Genomic DNA, 16,858 nt, shown 5'->3' with positions numbered 1-16,858 from the left:
TACCGCGATGATCAACGCGCGCGTGCTCATCGTCGATGATTCGTTCACCATGCGCGCGCTATTTGGTGGGGTGCTGGAACGCGCCAAGGGCATTGAGGTGGTCGGAATGGCCGCCGACGCCGCCGAAGCCCGCAAGATGATGGACACGCTGCGTCCGTCGGTGGTGACGCTCGACGTGGAAATGCCGGGAATGAACGGCATCGACTTTCTCGAAGAAATCATGCGCGAACGGCCGACGCCGGTCGTGATGCTGTCGTCGCTGACGCAGAAGGGCGCCGAAATCTCGTTCCGCGCGCTGGAGCTGGGCGCGGTCGATTGCTTCCCCAAGCCCAAGAGCGCGACGCCCGAGGAGTTCAACGAACTCGCGCCGCGTCTTGCCGCCCTGGTCCATGCCGCGTCGCGCACCAAGGTCGGGCCGCAGCGTGAGGTGAAGCATCACGCGCCGGTCCAATATTTCGACTGGAACGGCAATATCCTGGCGATGAGCGCATCGACGGGCGGGGTCGACGCTGCGCTCAAGATGCTGCCGGCCTTCCCGAAAAATTGCCCGCCCACGATCATGGTGCTGCAGATCGAGGAAGGCTTCGTCGCCCCGCTGATCAACCGCCTGCGCGCCAAATGCGCCGCGCGCGTGGTGATGGCGGAGGATGGCCAGCCGCTCGAACAGGGTACGATCTATCTCGTTACCGATCCCGGCGCGCATGCCGTTGTCGATCGCTGGCCCAATCCGTCGCTGCGCCTGCTGCGCACCGATCCGGTCAATGGCGTCCGCCCGTCCGCAAGCCTGCTGTTTGCCACGATGGCGAAGACGGCGGGCAAGCATGGCGTGGGTGCGGTGCTGACCGGTCTCGGCAATGACGGGGCGGCGGGATTGAAGGCGCTACGGGCGGCGGGGGGCCGCACGATGTGTCAGGACGCGGCCACGTCGGTCGTGCACGAAGCGCCGGCTGCGGCGCTCGCGGCCGGTGCTGCCGAGGTGGAGCTTCCGCTCGACCGCATCACCACGGCCGCGCTCGATGCGTGCCGCCGGCGTGACGCGGACGCGGCCTAGGGGAACGGGCATGGCGGTGATAGCCGAGGACGAATTGCTGGCGATGCTCGCTGACGAGCTCGACGCCGCGCGCGCCGAGCTGGAGCAGCTGGGCGTCCGCCTCTGCTCGAACCCCGATACTGCCCGCGCGCACGTCCATGATCTCCAGTCGCTCGATCATGTCGGGCAACGCTGCGCCTCGGTCGCGGCGATCCTGCGTTCGGACGATCTTCAGGCCGCCAGCCGCGACGCGCGGCTCGAAAGCATCACCGGCCGTCTCGCCGCGCTTATCGAAAGCCTTGCGAGCCGCCAGCAGCAGCATTGATCGGCGCCAGCGGCGGCTAGTTTCCGTCCGCGTCGACCATGAACACGACGGGCTTGCCGCGCGACGTTGGCTCCCACCCCGCCAGCAATGCGGCACGAATACCGCGCGAGATGATGGCGTCGCCGACCTGCAGGCGGCCGCGCTGCAATCCCTTCATCAAACGCTTGGGCGGCGGGAATTCGATCACGGCCTCACGCTGCGAACCTTCCTGCAACAGCGCGACGGTCATGCCTTGCCAGCCGTCGGTTTCGCCCCATTGGGGTTCGCGTCGAACTTCCCATTCATATTGAAGGCCGTCCACTGTGACAGTGCCGGCAAGCTTGGCGGTATTGGACATGGCCGGGCGCGTAGCACGTTTTGGCGATGCCGTTTAGTCGGCGAATAAAGCCAGAAGCTGCGGCGTGATCGCGTCGATATCGTGGTTTTGGGCGACGCGGCGGGCGCCTTCTTCGCCCATCTGAGCGAGTTGACTGGTATTGGTTTCGAAGGCGGCGGTGATTGCAGCGAGCAGGCCATCGGCGGAGCCTGCCGGGTAGAGCCAGCCGCAGCCTTCGTCGACCAGTTCGGGAATGCCGGCGATCGTCGTGCTGATGACGGGGCGACCGCTTGCAAGCGCCTCCATGATCACGACGGGCAAACCTTCGGCATGGCTGGGGAGGAGCAGCGCGCGGCAGGATCCGAGCAGCGCGCGCACCTCATCATTGGTGCGCCAGCCGAGCAGGCGGACGCGATCGGGGATCTTGTGCTGCGCGATGGCGGCTTCGATGTCCGCGCGCGATTCGCCGTCGCCGACCAGCAGGACGCGCAGATCGGGAAAGCGATCGGCCAGCGCCGCGACCACCGCCGGGATTTCGATCTGGCCTTTCTGCGGACAGAGACGGCCGACGCACAGCAGGTCGCCGCCCGATGGGGGCGGCATATCGGCATAGGCGCGCGGCTCGATCCCGCACGGAATGATCGCGATGCGATCGTGCAATTCGGGCGGCAGCGCATCGTGCAAGCGTGTGCGGCAATAGGCACTGATCGCCATGATGTTGCGCGCATGCTGCGCCTTGACGGCGATGGCGTTGGCGGCGGGATCGACCAATTCGTCGGGGCCGTGCACGGTGAAGCTGTAGGGCGGGCCGCCCAGCAACCGGCACAGCATCGCCACACCCGCCGCATTGGTCGAGAAATGCGCGTGGATGTGGGTGATGCCCAGTTGCGCACAGCGATGCTGCAGATGGATCGCCTGCAGCAAATAGCCGATATGCCGCACCAGCCCGCCGTCGCTTGCGCAGTGCATGCTGCGCCAGGCGGGCCATGTCGCGACGAGTTTGCCGGGGCGCGTGAGCAGCGCGCAGGCGGCGCCGAGCAGGAGCATGCCGACATTGCGGGTCAACAGATATTCGGTGCGCGCCTGTTCGGCGATGTCGGCGGGATCGACCAGCGTCTCGCTCCAGTGCCGCACCGCAAAGCGTTTGACCGGCACACCGGCCCGCTCGATCGCCTCGATCTCGCGCCGGATGAAGGTGGTGCTCGTCATCGGATAGCTGTTGAGCAGATAGGCGAGGCGCATCAGCTCCAGTCCATCGGCGCCATCGCATCGAAGCGGCTGGCGATGCGATGCTCCCCGCCCGCCTGCATCGCGATCGAGACTTCGGTCAGGTGCAGCGCATAATCGCCGGCCAGGCGCGGCGCGCGGCCGGCGGCGATCGCCTGCGCCATTTCGGCGACGCCCAGCGCGAAGTTCATCGATGCGGCGCCCTTGCGCCCGACCAGCGGGTGCGGCGCGCCGGGTGCTGCGGCGCGCGCGGCGAACGGGCTGTTGATCAGGCGGCGGCGCAGGGTGAAGCGCTTGCGGATCCGCACCGGGGCGGCATTGGCCCACGCCTCTTCCACCTCAACGATCCCACCGTCGCCGAAGATGCGCAGCCGATGATCGTGCCGCGCGACGATCGAACAGGTCAGCCGCGCCACCATCCCGCCCGCGAAGAACAGGCTGGCGGAGGCATAGTCCGGGGTCGTGTGGCCCCCGCCGGTCTGGTGATCGTCCAGCAGGCGTGCGGCGCCCGATACGACCCGCTCGACCGGCCCGAACATCGCCATCAGCCAGCCGAGATAATAGCCCGCATGTTCGAGCGTACAGCCGGTGCGGAACTCGCCTTCCGCCGGCCAGGGCGCGCCGCTGGCGCTGCGCCAATGCTGATGCGGGGCGGCGGGGATGAAGTCGTCGTCGAGCTCGGCATAAACGAGGCGCGGCTTGCCGATCCTATTGTCGCGCACCGCAGCCCAGGCCGATTGCGCCGCGCGGCCCAGCACGCTGCACGGCGCGGAGGCGAGGTAGAGGCCGCGCTCGGCCGCCAGATCGCGCAACGCCACCGCATCCTCGACGGTGAGCGCGAGCGGCTTTTCGCACCAGACATGCCGGCCGGCCTCGATTGCCGCGCGGTTGATCGCCGCGTGCGCGGTCGGATCGGTCAGGTTGAGGATGATCGTAGGGGCGCCATCGCCCAGCAGATCATCGAACGAGGTCGCCGCACGCACGCCCCAATGTGTCGTGAAGGCGCTGAGGCGCCCCGCATCGATATCCCATGCGCCGGTGATCGTGAGGCCGGGGAAGGTGGCGAGCGAGGGCATGTAGAGATCGGCGACATAGCCGGTCCCCACGATCGCGATCCGCGCGCTGATGCTGTCCGTGCCCCGTGCCACGCGCCAAGCCTATGAGGGTCGTCGGCTCCGAACAAGAAGGGAGCGGCTTCGCCTGCGCGAAGCCGCTCCAGCGAGATGGCCGTCATCCCCGTACGACGGCTCACCTGATCCTTGTTCAGAGCAGCCCGCGCTCCCGGAAACTGGTCCAGCCGTTGCGCGAGATGACCAGATGGTCGTGGATCGCGATGTCGAGCACGGAGGCGGCGGCGACGATGCGCTCGGTCGCCTCGACGTCGCCCCGGCTCGGCAGCGGATCGCCCGACGGATGATTGTGGACCAGGATCAACGCGGTCGATCCGAGTTCCAGCGCGCGCTTCATGATCTCGCGCGGGTAGATCGGCGCCTGCGTGACCGAACCCTTGCCCATCACCTCGTCGCGCAGCAGGCAGTTCGAGGCGTTGAGGAACAGGACGCGCAGATGCTCGGCCGGGTCATAGGCCATGCTGAGCTTGAGATAGTCGATCAGCGCCTCGGACGTGGAGAAGACCGGGCCGCGCCGCGCCTGGGTGCGCAGGCAATGGAGCATGGTCGATCGCACGATCATCAGGAAGCCGGCGATTCCCGGCTCGTCTGGCACGGCGGCGGTCAGGGCGTCGGGGCCGGCGGCGAAGATCGACGGGAGCGAACCGAATTCTTCGATCAGCTGCGCCGAAAGCGTCTCCGCCCGACACCAGCCGAAGGGCTGGAGAAGAGACTCTAGAAGCGCACGCCCCTGTGCATCGCCCTGGAACGGTTCTCCCGAACCCCAATCGCCAAGGCCACCAGCATCGGATAGGCCCAGAAGCCCTGCGCCATCGAATAGGCGCGAGGGATGATTCCGGGATCGGCGAGCCGGGCGAGATGCGTTGCGACGCCCACGAGTTGAAACGCTGTTGTCCATAATGGCCAAAATCTGTCGCTGCGCAGAGCGATAGCGAGGAATCCGCCGAGAACGGCCAGATCCACGGCGAGGACGCCGAAGGCGGGCGATTGCCACTGCGCGACCAGCTTGGCCGCAGGAACCGTCAGGACCGATCCGGCGAACATGATCGCCGCACCCTGACGCTCGGGTCGCCCGCCACAACGCACCGCATAGGCGCAGACGGAAATCAGGGTGATGAGGTAGGCCAGCTGAAGGATGTTGAGGAGGGACATCCTTTGACGGGACCATAAGGGGAGGAGCCGGTCAAGCCAGCTGGCCTACCTCATCGGGGGGGCTGGTTCAGGCGGCGGTCCGCTCGACGACCGACAGGCCGCCATTGCGATGCTCGGCCTTCTCGGCGAGGCCACCCAGCGCCACGGTGCGCAGGCCGATCTGATCCTTGGTCACGGCGAGCGACGCGTGGGTATCGACGATGTTGCGGCGGGCGCGGATCAGCGACGCGAAGGTCTCGGCGGCGCCTTCGAAGGCTTCCTGGCCGACACAGGCGGCCAGATTGGCCTCGCAGCGCGCGACCGGCAGATAGCCCGAAAGTTCGGCGACGGCGGCGAGTGCGGCGTCGATCGCCTCTTCGGCGGCCATCAGACGGTTGGCGACTTCCTGGGCGGCGTTGCGGCGCTTGACGAGCATGTGAGTCTCCCTCTCGCGCCGCCCCCTGCGGCAGCGCGTCGATTAAAAGTCGAACCTTTTGAAGGGAGACGCTTTTGCGGAGTGCCTAGAGCAACCGCGAGAGCGCATCGAGACCGGCGATCAGGGCTCCAAACGAGAGCGCGGTTCCGATGGCGATGCCACCGATCCATGCAACCCTCGGCAAGGTGCCGAGATCATTCCTGTCTCCTCCCACCATCGGCATCGGGAGCCGGAGGGGCGGCGCGAAGTGCCAGGGGGTCGCCCGGAAGGCGACCTGTTCCTCACGGAGCTGATCTGCTCCGTAAGGCTGGCCATAGCGTCGATCCTCATGACTGCCCGACGAGCCCATGATGGGATGACGGGGGTTGGGAGCAATGTGCGGTGTTTGATATACGGGCGCTTGATATAGATCGGGGCGCTCGTGTTGCGCGAGCAGGCGGGCCGCTTCGAACCGGCTGCTGACGCCCAGCGTCTGGATTGCGACGCGAAGCCGCTGATCGACCGTGTGCGGAGAGATATCGAGCTCGCGCGCAATGTCCTTGGACGACATATGGAGCAGCACACGCCGTAAACAGGCGCGCTGACCCTCGGTCAATTTTGAGACTGGGTCGGTGATCATGGGCCCCAAAGCTCGATAGTGCGCGACTCAGGCAATACACTTAAAGCGGCCCGGGTTCCACCAGAACGCGCTCAAATTCGCATTTGGGAACGAAAAGCTGGGGTGTTTTCGGCTTTTGGGACGTGCAGCGGCCCTGCGGATCGTTACACGGCCGTTTTTGGGGCCGTGTAACGGTTACGCGGTATCAAAGTTTGAGATGCGGACTGCTCAATGCGCGAGTCTCAATCATTTCGATGGGTATCAAAGCGCCTTATGCGGCACGCAACGAAGCATCGGTATCGATTGCGGCGTCGGCATGCGGATAGAGCTGCTCATTCTCGCGGGTGATTCGGTCGGCAAGCGCGGTGAAAATCACCTTCGATTCGCGACGGAAGCCACGGGGATCGTTCAGAATCTGCGTCGCGGACTCCCAGCGCTGGGCGAAGGCGCCATAGGCCTGGCCCAGATCGCCCATCTCTTCGAAGAAACGGCGCGCGATTTCGGCGACGCCGCCGCGGCCCGACGCCATCAGCGACGGATAGAGCTGCCGGTCCTCCTGCGCGAAGTGGATGCGGAGCAGGCCGGTCAACTTGGCGAGAAGCAGGCTCGCCTGAAAGGCGCCGTCGCGCGCTTCGATGCCGGGCCGCGCCAGCAGAAGGTTGTTGATCTCCCCGACGATGATGACGGCGGCATCGTGCTGGCGGCGCAAATTGGCAGTGCGGCTCATTATGGCATCTCTCCGAAACCGTTTGCGCGGTGCTACTTTCGGATGATTTCCGCCGGCTTGCCGATCGTGGTTAGTTGGGCGTTAGCAAAGCGGTGAGCGCGTCGCCGTCGATCCGCCACGGCTCCCACCCCGCCTTGTGCCGCGCGCCGAGGCGGCGGTAGAGGCCTTTGCCCAGCTCGTTCCAGTCGAGCACCTGCCAGTCGATCCGCGCGCAATTCCGCACCTCGGCCTCGGCCGCCATCGCTTCGAACAGCTTGCGCGCGATCCCGCCGCCCCGCGCCGCGGGATCGACGAACAAATCCTCCAGATAGATTCCGTGCCGCCCGGTCCAGGTGGAGAAGTTGAAGAACCACACCGCAATGCCGACGACATGTCCGTCCTGTTCGGCGACATGCGCGAACACTTTTGGATCGGGGCCGAAGAAATGCGCGGCCAACCCCTCCTCGGTCGCTTCCACCGCATCGGGCTCATTCTCATAATCGGCGAGCGCATGGATCAGGCGCAGGATGTCGCCCTCGTCGCCGGGATGCGCGGGGCGGATGATCAAGGTCATGGCAGTATGTCTCTTTCGGGCAGATTGGCGGGCGACCGTGCGGCGATCAGGCAGCCGCCGATGATCAAGGCGGCGCCCGCAACCGTGGTCAGCCGCACATGCTCGCCGAACACGACAAATCCCCACAGGCTTGCCCAGACGAAGGCGGTGAACTCGACAGGCGCGAGATAGCTCGCCTCGGCACGGGCATAGGCCCAACTGAGCAGGAACAGCGAAAAGCTGGCGAGCGCGGCGGCGGCGATGATCGCGGGCCAGTGCGGCGCGGGCGGCAGTTCGGCCATCCACGGCATCGCGCAGGCCAGCACGATCGCGACGATGCCGTTCTGGAAAAAGGCGACTTCGTAAGCGTCGGCCACCTGCGACTGCCGCCGCATCAGGATGATGTTATAGGCATAGGCCACCGCCGACAGCACGACGGCAACGGCGCCGAGCGCCGCCTCGGCATCCATCGCCTTCATCGCCTGCCCGGACAGGATCACGATCACGCCGACGAGCGCGAGGGCCGAACCGAGCATCGCCCCGCGCCGCAGCCTTTCCTTGAGCAGCACGACGGCCAGCCCCTGCGCGATCAGCGGCGAGATGAAGGTCAAGGCGATCGCCTGCGCCATCGGCGTGCGCGCCAGCCCCCAGAAGAACAGCACCGCCATCAACGCGGCGACCAGCCCGCGCTCGATATGGATGCGCAGCACCTTCCCCTGCGGCCATGTCGGTCGGCGCAGCAGCCAGGGGCTGAGCGTCATCGGTACGCCGGCCAGACTGCGCCACAGCAAGGTATTGTAGGTACCGATAGCGAGGCTGAGGTGCTTCACCACCGCATCCATCGACGAAAAGACCGCGATGCCGAGACAGGCGACCGCGAAGGCGATGATGGTGGGCGTTTGCCTCATAGCCGTCGCCCCAGCGGAGGCTGGGGCCTATCGCTCTTTTGGCGGGCGATGCCGCTGGTGATGACAGACATGGGCTCCAGCCTTCGCTGGAGCGACGGGCGTAGGATCACTCCGCCGCCTGGGCCGCGCTCGCTGCCGCTTCGGCCGCTTCAATCTCCGCCGCCTTGGCTTCGACCAGCTTGACGATATGGTCGACCATGCCTTCGTCCTGTACCGTGTGATCGGTGACGCCGGACAGATAGACCATGTGCTTGCCATTGCCGCCACCGGTCAGGCCGATGTCGGTTTCGCGCGCTTCGCCGGGGCCGTTGACGACGCAGCCGAGCACCGAGAGCGAGAGCGGGACGCGGATATGCTGGAGCCGTTCCTCGAGCGTCTGGACGGTGCGGATCACGTCGAAGCCCTGCCGCGCGCAGCTGGGGCAGGAGACGACGCGGACGCCGCGATTGCGGATGCCCAATGCCTTCAGTATTTCGAAGCCCACGCGGACTTCCTCTTCCGGCTCGGCCGAGAGCGAGACGCGGATCGTGTCGCCGATCCCCGCCCACAACAGGTTGCCGATGCCGATCGCCGACTTGACCGTGCCGCCGATCAGCCCGCCCGCCTCGGTGATACCCAGATGCAGCGGGCAATCGACCGCTTCGGCCAGGCCCATATAGGCCGAGACGGCAAGGAAGACGTCCGACGCCTTCACTGCGACCTTATATTCGTGGAAATCCTGATCCTGCAGCAGCTTGATATGGTCGAGCGCGCTTTCGACGAGCGCCTCGGGGCACGGCTCGCCATATTTTTCGAGCAAATCCTTTTCGAGGCTGCCGGCATTGACGCCGATGCGGATCGCACAGCCGTTCGCCTTGGCGGCGCGGACGACTTCGGCCACGCGCGCTTCGGACCCGATATTGCCGGGGTTGATGCGCAGGCAGGCAGCACCGGCATCGGCGGCTTCCAGCGCGCGTTTATAATGGAAGTGGATGTCGGCGACGATCGGCACGCGCGCGGCGCGCACGATCTGCTTGAGCGCGGCGGTCGATGCCTCGTCGGGGCAGGAGACGCGGATGATGTCGGCGCCCGCATCCTCGCACCGGCGGATCTGGTCGATCGTCGCTTTGACGTCGTCGGTAGGGGTGTTGGTCATCGTCTGGACGGTGACGGGCGCGCCGCCGCCGACAGCGACATTGCCCACCATGATCTGACGCGACTGGCGGCGCGCAATATCGCGCCAGGGACGAACCGACATGCTTTTCCGTTCTGAAAGCTACCTCATCGCCGCTATAGGCGTTTCACGTGCCTGTTTGAAGGCATTCCCAACAATCGAAGGTTTTGGAAAGCGTGACGGCAGATCGCAGCATCACATCGCAATGGAGCGCCCCGGATGCGGGCTGGACGCTCGTGGTTCATGGCGGCGCCGGGCAGATCAGGCGCGACACGCTCGACCCGGCGGTCGACGTCGCAGTGCGCGCGGCGCTGAATGCCGCGCTGGCGGCGGGATCGGCGATCCTGTCGGGCGGCGGCAGCGCGCTCGACGCGGTCGAGGCTGCGGTGCGTGTGCTGGAGGATGATCCCAATTTCAACGCCGGGCGCGGCGCGGTGTTCACCGCCGAAGGCGTCAACGAACTCGATGCCGCGATCATGGACGGCAGCAATCGCGATGCGGGCGCGGTGAGCGCGGTGACGCACAGCCGCCACCCGGTCACGCTGGCGCGTGCGGTGATGGAGAAAAGCCCGCATGCGATGCTGACCGGCGCGGGCGCCGATCGTTTCGGGGCGGAACATGACATCGAACAGGCGCCGCCCGCCTGGTTCCACACCGACGAACGCTGGCGCCAATATGAGGAACTGCGCGCGGGCGGGCGCTTCGATGCCGATCTGAAATATGGGACGGTGGGTGCTGTGGCGCGCGACGCTGAGGGCCATCTGGCGGCGGCGACCTCGACCGGGGGGCTGACCGGCAAGCGCTGGAACCGGATCGGCGATTCGCCGGTGATCGGAGCCGGCACCTGGGCCGACGATCGCGGTGCCGCCATCTCCTGCACTGGCTCCGGCGAGCATTTCATTCGCGTGGGGGCAGGCCATGAGGTGTCGAGCCGGGTGCGGCTGGCGGGCGAGGCGCTGGGCGCGGCCGCGGTCGCGACGATCGGGGAGATCGGCGCGCTCGGCGGCACCGGCGGGATCATCGCGGTTGGTCATGATGGTGCTGGCGGCTGGTGCTTCAACAGCGCCGGCATGTATCGCGGCCGCGTGGCGGCGGGCGGCGAACCGCAGGTCGCACTCTACGGGGATGAGTGACCGATAAATCCTCCCCCGGAGGGGGAGGGGGACCGCGAAGCGGTGGAGGGGTATTTGAGGCTTGGCGGTTCGCTGCCGGCCAATACCCCTCCGTCAGTCCTGCGGACTGCCACCTCCCCCGCCGGGGGAGGATCTTGAGTGGTCAGTTCGCCGCCGCGGCCGCTTCCTTGGTATTTGGCCGCGGGATCAGCTTCGCTTGCGCGAAGGGCTTGGCGTAGGGGGAATCCCACAAACGGGTCTCCATTGCGCCGAGCCGCTTCGCCATTGTCCGATCGCGCAGCACGATCTCGAGGTTGCGCGAATTATCGAGATAGCCGCCTTCCCAGTTGCTCGTGCCGACCCATGCGATCTCGTCGTCGATCGTCATCACCTTGGTGTGGACGACGCGCGTGAAGGGGATGAAGCCGGTCGATGCCTGCGGGATCGACGCGACCCGCACCTCGGCGGTCGGCAGATTGTCGAGCCGTTCGAGGCTGGGCAGGTTGTTCGGCCACATCGTCCAGTCGGCGACGAGCAGCTGTACCTTCACCCCGCGTTCGGCCGCAGCGCGCAGCGCGTCGTCGATCACGGTGTAGGTGCCGCCGCCGAAGGCGTTGGCCGAATATTCCATCACCTCGACCCTTATCTCGCGCTTCGCCGCGCCGATCAGCTTGACGAGCGCGGCCTGTGAGTCCGCCACGTCGGCGGGGTCATAGGCATTGGGGCTGGCGACGAGGAACGCCTTGGCGTCGATCGGCGCATAGATGGTGTCGCGCAGCCTGGGCACCGGCTGGCCGGCGATGGTCAGCGGCACGGCGGCCCAGTCATGGTCGAAGATGCGCTGCAGCTGGCCGACCATCTTGGCCTGCGTGATCTTCAGCCCGGTCTCGTCGATATGCTTGAGCGCGCGCCAATCGAAATTCTGGCTGCCGACGAATGCGGCCTTGCCGTCGACGACGAAATATTTGGCGTGGATGATGCCCGATCCGTTGACCTTGGCCCAGCTGAGCATCCGGAAGGTCAGGTTGGGGATCGCCTTCACCTTGTCGATCGTCGCCTGATCGGAGGCGCCTTGCCCCTTCTCCTCCATCAGGAAGCGGATTTTCACCCCGCGTTTGCCCGCGGCCTCGAGCGAGGCGATCACGCGGTCGAGCGGTTCGCCGCTCTGCCCGGAAATGTAGAATTGCTCGATATCGATCGTCGACTTTGCGGCATCGAACATCTCGCACCACACCGTCGTCGGATCGCGCAGGTCGGCGGTGGCGAGGCTGGTTTCGACGGGCGCGGTGTGGACCAGTTCGAAGCCCGGAATCTCGAACTTGGCGTGCGCCGCGCCGATCGGGAGCAACAGCGCGGTCGCCGCGAGGCAGAAACGGCCGAACATCGTTGTCATCGTCATCACCTGCGCATCGAAACCACGTCGACATCCGCGCTACCGGGCTTAAATGCAAGGATCGTGACGCGCCTGATCCTCATCCTCATCGCCGGGCTTTCGAGCCTCCTTGCCGCCGCGCCCGCTTATGCCTGGTGGGAATATGGGCATGAGACGGTCGCGACGATCGCGCTGCACGAGGTGAACCCGAAGGCGCGCGCCGAGATAAAGGCGCTGCTCGCCAAATCGGCTCTGCTCGAAACGCCGACCTGCCCGGCCAAGACGATCGAGCAGGCGTCGGTCTGGGCCGACTGCATCAAGCCGATGCGCGACCGCTTCAGCTATATTTATAGCTGGCATTATCAAAATATGGACGTGTGCAAGCCGTTTGATCTGAAGGCGGCCTGCCCCGACGGCAATTGCGTCGCCCGACAGATCGAGCGCAATGCGCGGCTGCTTAAGGATCGCAGCCAGCCCGTCCGCGTGCGCGTCGAGGCGCTGGCGCTGCTCGTCCACTTCATGGGCGATCTGGCGCAGCCGCTCCACGCCGGCGACCGGCACGATCGCGGCGGCAACGATACCAAGGCGAATTACGGCGCGTTGAAGAACACCAACATCCATTCGATCTGGGATGGCCTGCTCGCCGATCGCGCGATCTCGACTCCCGTTGGTGGGCCGATGGGGATTTTGGCCGAGGTGCCCGCGGCCGATCGGCCGGCGATGGCGCAAGGCTCGGTCGAGGATTGGAGCCGCGAAAGCTGGCAGGTCGCGCACGACGCTTATGCCGCGCTGCTCGGCGGCGACGGCTGCGGTCCCTCCCCGGCGGAGAAGCCGACGTTGACCAACGAGACAATCCAGGCGCTGATCCCGGTCCTGCGCCTGCAGGTCGCGCGTGGCGGCATCCGGCTTGCGCGGCTGCTGAACGAGGCGTTGTCCTAACCTCCCCAACTCCGCTCGTGTCGAGCGAAGTCGAGACACGTTGGCTGGGTGTTCGCGAACGTGTCTCGACTTCGCTCGACACGAGCGGTTAGGTGGAGAGATGCGCTACTATCTGGACACCGAGTTCAACGGCTTCGGGGGCGAACTGATCAGCGTCGGCCTCGCGGCGGAGGACGGTGAGGACTATTATGTCGTCCTGCCGATCGAGCATCCCTATGAGGAATGGGTCGATCGCCACGTCGTTCCCTATTTGCGATCGGTGCCGCCGATGCTGCTCAATGTGCTGGATCGCGAGGCGGCGGCCTATGACATCGCCAATTATCTGCGGGGCGATCCCGATCCCGTCATCATCGCCGACTGGCCCGAGGATATCGCCCTGTTCTGCCGCCTGATGCTGATCAGCGAGCGTGAGGTGGTCGACCTGCCGAACCTGTCGTTCGAATATCGCCGTACCCCCGGCTTTTCGACTGCGCGCAACAGCGCGGTGCCGCACAACGCCCTCCATGACGCCCGCGCGCTGCGCGATCACCTGATGGCATTGGATTGACCATGAAGATCCGGACGATCGCCTATCTTATCGCGCTGTCGCTGTCGGCGCCCGCGCTCGCCAAGGCGGACTGCGCGGCGGCGCGGATGCAATATAATGCGGCGGTGCGCGAGATGCAGACGGCGATGAACGTCTATGTCGCCTGTTTGGCCGAAGGTTCGGACACCTATGACTGCGGCGCCGAGTTCAAGAAGATCGAGGCCGCGCACCGGATGATCAGCGCGGCTGTCGGCCAACTCTCCACCAACTGCGTTCGCGTCGACTGAAAGCCAGGGATTGATCCGGACGCTTGCCGAAATGGTGGTTCAGGCGATCGGCGAATTGATCGTCGACCGCCTCCTGAAGCGCTCCGATAAGTCGAGTGTGCAGCACGCCGCTGCTACCCTCATCAGAAAGCGAAAGCGCAGGGCGCAACGACTGGCAAAGAAAAAGGCGCGGTAGCCGAAGCCACCGCGCCCTGATCTCTTGAGCCGAAGCGCAGCTTATGCCGCGACGCGGGCGTCCGCCGGAAGGGCTGCCTTCGCCTGCGCGATGATCGCGCTGAAAGCTGCACCTTCGTGCATCGCCAGATCGGCCAGGACCTTCCGGTCCAGTTCGACGCCGGCCAGCTTCAGGCCGTGCATGAACACGCCATAGGTCAGGCCTTCGGCGCGGACCGCGGCGTTGATGCGCTGGATCCACAGGGCGCGGAACGAACGCTTCTTAACCTTGCGGTCGCGATAGGCGTACTGGCCGGCCTTTTCGACGGCCTGCTTGGCGATACGGATCGTGTTCTTGCGGCGGCCATAATAGCCCTTCGCCTGTTCAAGAACGCGCTTGTGCTTTGCGTGGGTGGTTACACCCCTCTTGACGCGTGCCATCTATCGGGCCTCCCTTAGTTCAGGCCGTACGGCGCCCAGAGCTTCACGCGAGCCGTATCGGCTTCGGCGAGAACACTGGTGCCACGATTCTGGCGGATATACTTGGCGTTGTGGCTGATCAGGCGGTGACGCTTGCCAGCGACGCCGTGCTTGATCTTGCCGGTGGCCGTGAGCTTGAAGCGCTTCTTCACGCCGCTCTTGGTCTTCAGCTTGGGCATTTTCGTCTCCTGATATGCGACGTTTGCAGACAGCCACGGCAGCCCATTCAGCCGGACCGTCCATCAAATCGCGGAAGCGCGGGCCTATAGGGAGGTTCTCGGCGCAATGCAACGATTCGGAACCCCCTTGGTCTTTCGGGGGTTTTGGGGCGTCATGGTAGTAGAGCCCCACCCGCCGATCACGGTGCCCGAAACGGACAAAAACCCCGTCCGCCGGCGTCGCGACCCCGCCAATACCACGCTGGCGGTGGGGGTGGGCATCGTCGCGACGATCATTGGCCTGATCGTCCTCGCCTGGTTCGTGCTCTACGTCACCAAGGGTCGTTTCCTGAAGAACACCTTTGAAAATGTCGCGAGCCGGATGGCCGAACGCGACATCAAGGTGGCAGGCGACTTCCAATTCTATTTCGACGTCATCGACGCCAAATTCCTGGCCGACGGGATGACGATTTCCAATCCCAAGGGCGCGACCTGGGCGACCAAGCCCAATTTCTTCGAAGCGAAGCATATCGAGACGCGGATCAAGACGATCCCGCTGATCTTTGGCGAGCGGCGCGCGGAGTGGCTGGTGCTCGATGGCGGGCGCGTCGATGCTGAATGGTCGCCGGACAAGAAGAACACCTGGACCTTCGGCGATCCGAACAAGAAGGGCGAGCCGTTCCAGTGGCCGATCATCGGCCGCGCGAACGTCACCGATACCGAGGTTCGCTATATCGATCCGGCTTTGTTCGTGAAGGTCGACGTCAAGGTCGGCGATATCGCGGCGGGCGACACGCGGATCGACGGCAAGGTGCCGTTCACCGGCGAAGGCACGCTGCGCGACAAGCCGTTCACGATGGAAGGCGCGATCCTCAGCCCCAATTCGACCGTGACCTTCGGTCGCACGCAGTTCGAAATGCATGCGAAGTCGGGCGCGACCTATCTGGATCTGAACGGCACGCTGCCGGCCGCGACGCAGATCGAGGGATCGGACCTGAACCTGAAGGTGCGCGGCCCGAACATCCGCTACCTGTTCGATTTCCTGGGCGTCGCTGCGCCCGATACGCGCAATTACCTCTTCACGTCGAAACTGACCAAGGCGGGCGACGAGTGGCGCTTCACCCGGATCAACGGTCGCTATGGCGCGTCCGATCTGGCGGGCAAGATGACGATCAGCTTCCCGAACGATCGGCTGTTCCTTAATGCCGTGCTCAATTCGAAGCTGGTCGACATCATCGATGTCGGGCCGTTCATCGGTTACGAGCCGACCGCGCTGGCGACCAAGGGGCCGACTGCGGCAGTCGTGCAGACCGGCGCCACGCCGCGCGTCCTGCCCGATGCGCCGCTGCGCATGGATGCGATCAGCCATTTCGACGCGCACATCCTGTATAAGGTGAAGGATTTCCGGAATCCCAAGTTCCCGATCTCCAATGTCGATCTGACCTTCGATCTGAAGGACAAGTTGATGGTGCTGTCGCCCTTCACGCTCGACATTGCGGGCGGGCGGCTGGCGTCAGATATCTCGATCAATGCGCGCGTGCCCTCGGTCATCACCGATTATGACATCCGCCTGTCGCCGACCCCGATGGGCAAGCTGCTCGCGGGCTTCGGCGTCACGCAGAATGGCACGACCGGCACGATCAAGGCGCGCGTCCAGATGAAGGGCACCGGCGATACGCTGCGCGATTCGCTCGCCACGTCGAATGGCCGGATCGCGATCATCCTGCCGCGCGGCACCTTCTGGACCCAGTACGTCCAGCTGGCCGAGTTCGATATCGGCGTGTTCGTGCAGAAGCTGTTCGAGGATAAGCTCAAGAAGCCGATCGAGATCAATTGCGGCCTGATCGCTTTCACCGTGAAGAATGGCGTCGCGGCGGCCGATCCGATCCTGATCGACACGACCAAGAACGTCATGACGGCCAAGGGCGGCTTCAGCTTCAAGGATGAAAGCCTCGACATGGCGTTCCGCGCCGACGGCAAGAAGTTCAGCCTGTTCTCGGGCCAGTCGCCGGTTGGCATCCGCGGCTATTTTGCCGAGCCGGGGATCAACATCATCAGCCCGCAGCTTCTGGCGCGCGGCGGCGCGGGCGTGGCGCTGGGCGTCGTCGCAAGTCCGCTCGCGGCCGTCCTCGCGTTCGTCGATCCGGGCGATGCCAAGGCGGCGGCGTGCGGCCCGATCCTCGCGGGCGCCAGCACCGCCGCGCAGCGCACCGCCAAGGGCGAGCGCCGCAAGGATACGGGCAACGTCTCCGAAAACCGTCAGCAGGCCGGCGACCGCAAGCAGCCGACGACGTTGATCAAGTGACCGTTGCAGGAAG

General features: G+C 65.5%; 21 protein-coding genes. 7 read left to right on the top strand and 14 right to left on the bottom strand.

Features of this window, described 5'->3' with window-relative positions; genetic code table 11:
- The first annotated feature begins 7 nt into the window (after window positions 1-7).
- Together cheB and EOD43_RS00740 are read left to right on the top strand one after the other, a co-directional pair.
- Complete coding sequence (gene cheB, locus EOD43_RS00745; RefSeq protein ID WP_127740150.1) at window positions 8-1,051, top strand: chemotaxis-specific protein-glutamate methyltransferase CheB; 1,044 nt, start codon at window positions 8-10, stop codon at window positions 1,049-1,051.
- 10 nt (window positions 1,052-1,061) lie between these two features.
- Window positions 1,062-1,355: a hypothetical protein gene (locus EOD43_RS00740; protein ID WP_127740148.1), complete on the top strand. Its 294-nt coding sequence runs from the start codon at window positions 1,062-1,064 to the stop codon at window positions 1,353-1,355.
- Between the two features lie 16 nt (window positions 1,356-1,371).
- Here EOD43_RS00740 and EOD43_RS00735 read toward each other — a convergent pair whose 3' ends face one another.
- The 11 genes from EOD43_RS00735 to ispG all read right to left on the bottom strand — a co-directional run bounded on the left by EOD43_RS00735 (window position 1,372) and on the right by ispG (window position 9,597).
- On the bottom strand, window positions 1,372-1,692 hold the full coding sequence (locus EOD43_RS00735) for a hypothetical protein (RefSeq protein ID WP_127740146.1): 321 nt from the start codon (window positions 1,690-1,692) through the stop codon (window positions 1,372-1,374).
- A gap of 33 nt (window positions 1,693-1,725) precedes the next feature.
- Window positions 1,726-2,913 carry a glycosyltransferase family 4 protein gene (locus EOD43_RS00730; RefSeq protein ID WP_127740144.1) on the bottom strand — a complete coding sequence of 396 codons (1,188 nt, stop codon included), beginning with the start codon at window positions 2,911-2,913 and terminating at the stop codon, window positions 1,726-1,728.
- Window positions 2,913-4,046: a Gfo/Idh/MocA family protein gene (locus EOD43_RS00725; RefSeq protein WP_240653028.1), complete on the bottom strand. Its 1,134-nt coding sequence runs from the start codon at window positions 4,044-4,046 to the stop codon at window positions 2,913-2,915. The genes EOD43_RS00730 and EOD43_RS00725 overlap by 1 nt, the downstream gene beginning before the upstream one ends.
- A 115-nt stretch (window positions 4,047-4,161) precedes the next feature.
- Window positions 4,162-4,827 carry a JAB domain-containing protein gene (locus tag EOD43_RS00720; protein ID WP_127744557.1) on the bottom strand — a complete coding sequence of 222 codons (666 nt, stop codon included), beginning with the start codon at window positions 4,825-4,827 and terminating at the stop codon, window positions 4,162-4,164.
- Window positions 4,743-5,180 (bottom strand): hypothetical protein, encoded by a 438-nt coding sequence (locus tag EOD43_RS00715; protein WP_127740142.1) that lies wholly within the window; start codon window positions 5,178-5,180, stop codon window positions 4,743-4,745. Before EOD43_RS00715 ends, EOD43_RS00720 begins: the two co-directional genes overlap by 85 nt.
- 67 nt (window positions 5,181-5,247) lie before the next feature.
- Entirely contained in the window at window positions 5,248-5,595 is a 348-nt protein-coding gene (locus EOD43_RS00710; protein ID WP_127740140.1) for a hypothetical protein, read from the bottom strand.
- Window positions 5,596-5,680: 85 nt separating this feature from the next.
- Window positions 5,681-6,214 carry a helix-turn-helix domain-containing protein gene (locus tag EOD43_RS00705; RefSeq protein WP_127740138.1) on the bottom strand — a complete coding sequence of 178 codons (534 nt, stop codon included), beginning with the start codon at window positions 6,212-6,214 and terminating at the stop codon, window positions 5,681-5,683.
- 250 nt (window positions 6,215-6,464) lie between these two features.
- Entirely contained in the window at window positions 6,465-6,920 is a 456-nt protein-coding gene (locus EOD43_RS00700) for a hemerythrin domain-containing protein (protein WP_127740136.1), read from the bottom strand.
- A gap of 70 nt (window positions 6,921-6,990) precedes the next feature.
- The gene (locus EOD43_RS00695; RefSeq protein WP_127740134.1) at window positions 6,991-7,473 is read right to left on the bottom strand and encodes a GNAT family N-acetyltransferase; all 483 of its coding nucleotides are present in this window, start codon (window positions 7,471-7,473) and stop codon (window positions 6,991-6,993) included.
- Window positions 7,470-8,360 carry a DMT family transporter gene (locus tag EOD43_RS00690; RefSeq protein WP_127740132.1) on the bottom strand — a complete coding sequence of 297 codons (891 nt, stop codon included), beginning with the start codon at window positions 8,358-8,360 and terminating at the stop codon, window positions 7,470-7,472. Before EOD43_RS00690 ends, EOD43_RS00695 begins: the two co-directional genes overlap by 4 nt.
- Before the next feature lie 106 nt (window positions 8,361-8,466).
- The gene (gene ispG / locus EOD43_RS00685) at window positions 8,467-9,597 is read right to left on the bottom strand and encodes a flavodoxin-dependent (E)-4-hydroxy-3-methylbut-2-enyl-diphosphate synthase (protein ID WP_127740130.1); all 1,131 of its coding nucleotides are present in this window, start codon (window positions 9,595-9,597) and stop codon (window positions 8,467-8,469) included.
- Between the two features lie 92 nt (window positions 9,598-9,689).
- On the opposite strand from ispG, the gene EOD43_RS00680 reads away from it, so the two are divergent.
- Window positions 9,690-10,646, top strand: a complete 957-nt coding sequence (locus EOD43_RS00680) for an isoaspartyl peptidase/L-asparaginase family protein (protein ID WP_127740128.1) — start codon at window positions 9,690-9,692, stop codon at window positions 10,644-10,646.
- 142 nt (window positions 10,647-10,788) lie between these two features.
- On the opposite strand, the gene EOD43_RS00675 is transcribed toward EOD43_RS00680, so the two are convergent.
- Entirely contained in the window at window positions 10,789-12,024 is a 1,236-nt protein-coding gene (locus EOD43_RS00675) for a phospholipase D-like domain-containing protein (protein WP_240653027.1), read from the bottom strand.
- 54 nt (window positions 12,025-12,078) lie between these two features.
- Between EOD43_RS00675 and EOD43_RS00670 the strand changes: the two genes are divergently transcribed.
- The 3 genes from EOD43_RS00670 (at window position 12,079) to EOD43_RS00660 (ending at window position 13,749) form a co-directional block, all read left to right on the top strand.
- Window positions 12,079-12,936: a S1/P1 nuclease gene (locus EOD43_RS00670; protein WP_127744556.1), complete on the top strand. Its 858-nt coding sequence runs from the start codon at window positions 12,079-12,081 to the stop codon at window positions 12,934-12,936.
- A gap of 100 nt (window positions 12,937-13,036) precedes the next feature.
- Complete coding sequence (locus EOD43_RS00665) at window positions 13,037-13,483, top strand: hypothetical protein (RefSeq protein WP_127740124.1); 447 nt, start codon at window positions 13,037-13,039, stop codon at window positions 13,481-13,483.
- Window positions 13,484-13,485: 2 nt separating this feature from the next.
- Window positions 13,486-13,749, top strand: coding sequence for a hypothetical protein (locus EOD43_RS00660; protein WP_127740122.1), 264 nt, complete (start codon window positions 13,486-13,488; stop codon window positions 13,747-13,749).
- Between the two features lie 216 nt (window positions 13,750-13,965).
- Here EOD43_RS00660 and rplT read toward each other — a convergent pair whose 3' ends face one another.
- Both rplT and rpmI read right to left on the bottom strand, forming a co-directional pair.
- Window positions 13,966-14,343: a 50S ribosomal protein L20 gene (gene rplT / locus EOD43_RS00655; RefSeq protein WP_127740120.1), complete on the bottom strand. Its 378-nt coding sequence runs from the start codon at window positions 14,341-14,343 to the stop codon at window positions 13,966-13,968.
- 14 nt (window positions 14,344-14,357) lie between these two features.
- Window positions 14,358-14,561 (bottom strand): 50S ribosomal protein L35, encoded by a 204-nt coding sequence (gene rpmI, locus EOD43_RS00650; protein ID WP_066968311.1) that lies wholly within the window; start codon window positions 14,559-14,561, stop codon window positions 14,358-14,360.
- 154 nt (window positions 14,562-14,715) lie between these two features.
- Between rpmI and EOD43_RS00645 the strand changes: the two genes are divergently transcribed.
- Window positions 14,716-16,845, top strand: coding sequence for an AsmA family protein (locus tag EOD43_RS00645; RefSeq protein WP_127740118.1), 2,130 nt, complete (start codon window positions 14,716-14,718; stop codon window positions 16,843-16,845).
- Window positions 16,846-16,858 lie beyond the last annotated feature (13 nt).

This window comes from Sphingomonas crocodyli, from assembly GCF_004005865.1.
GTDB lineage: Bacteria > Pseudomonadota > Alphaproteobacteria > Sphingomonadales > Sphingomonadaceae > Rhizorhabdus > Rhizorhabdus crocodyli.
The sequence above is the reverse complement of the archived record's forward strand: the minus strand, read 5'-3'. Positions and strand labels throughout refer to the sequence as shown.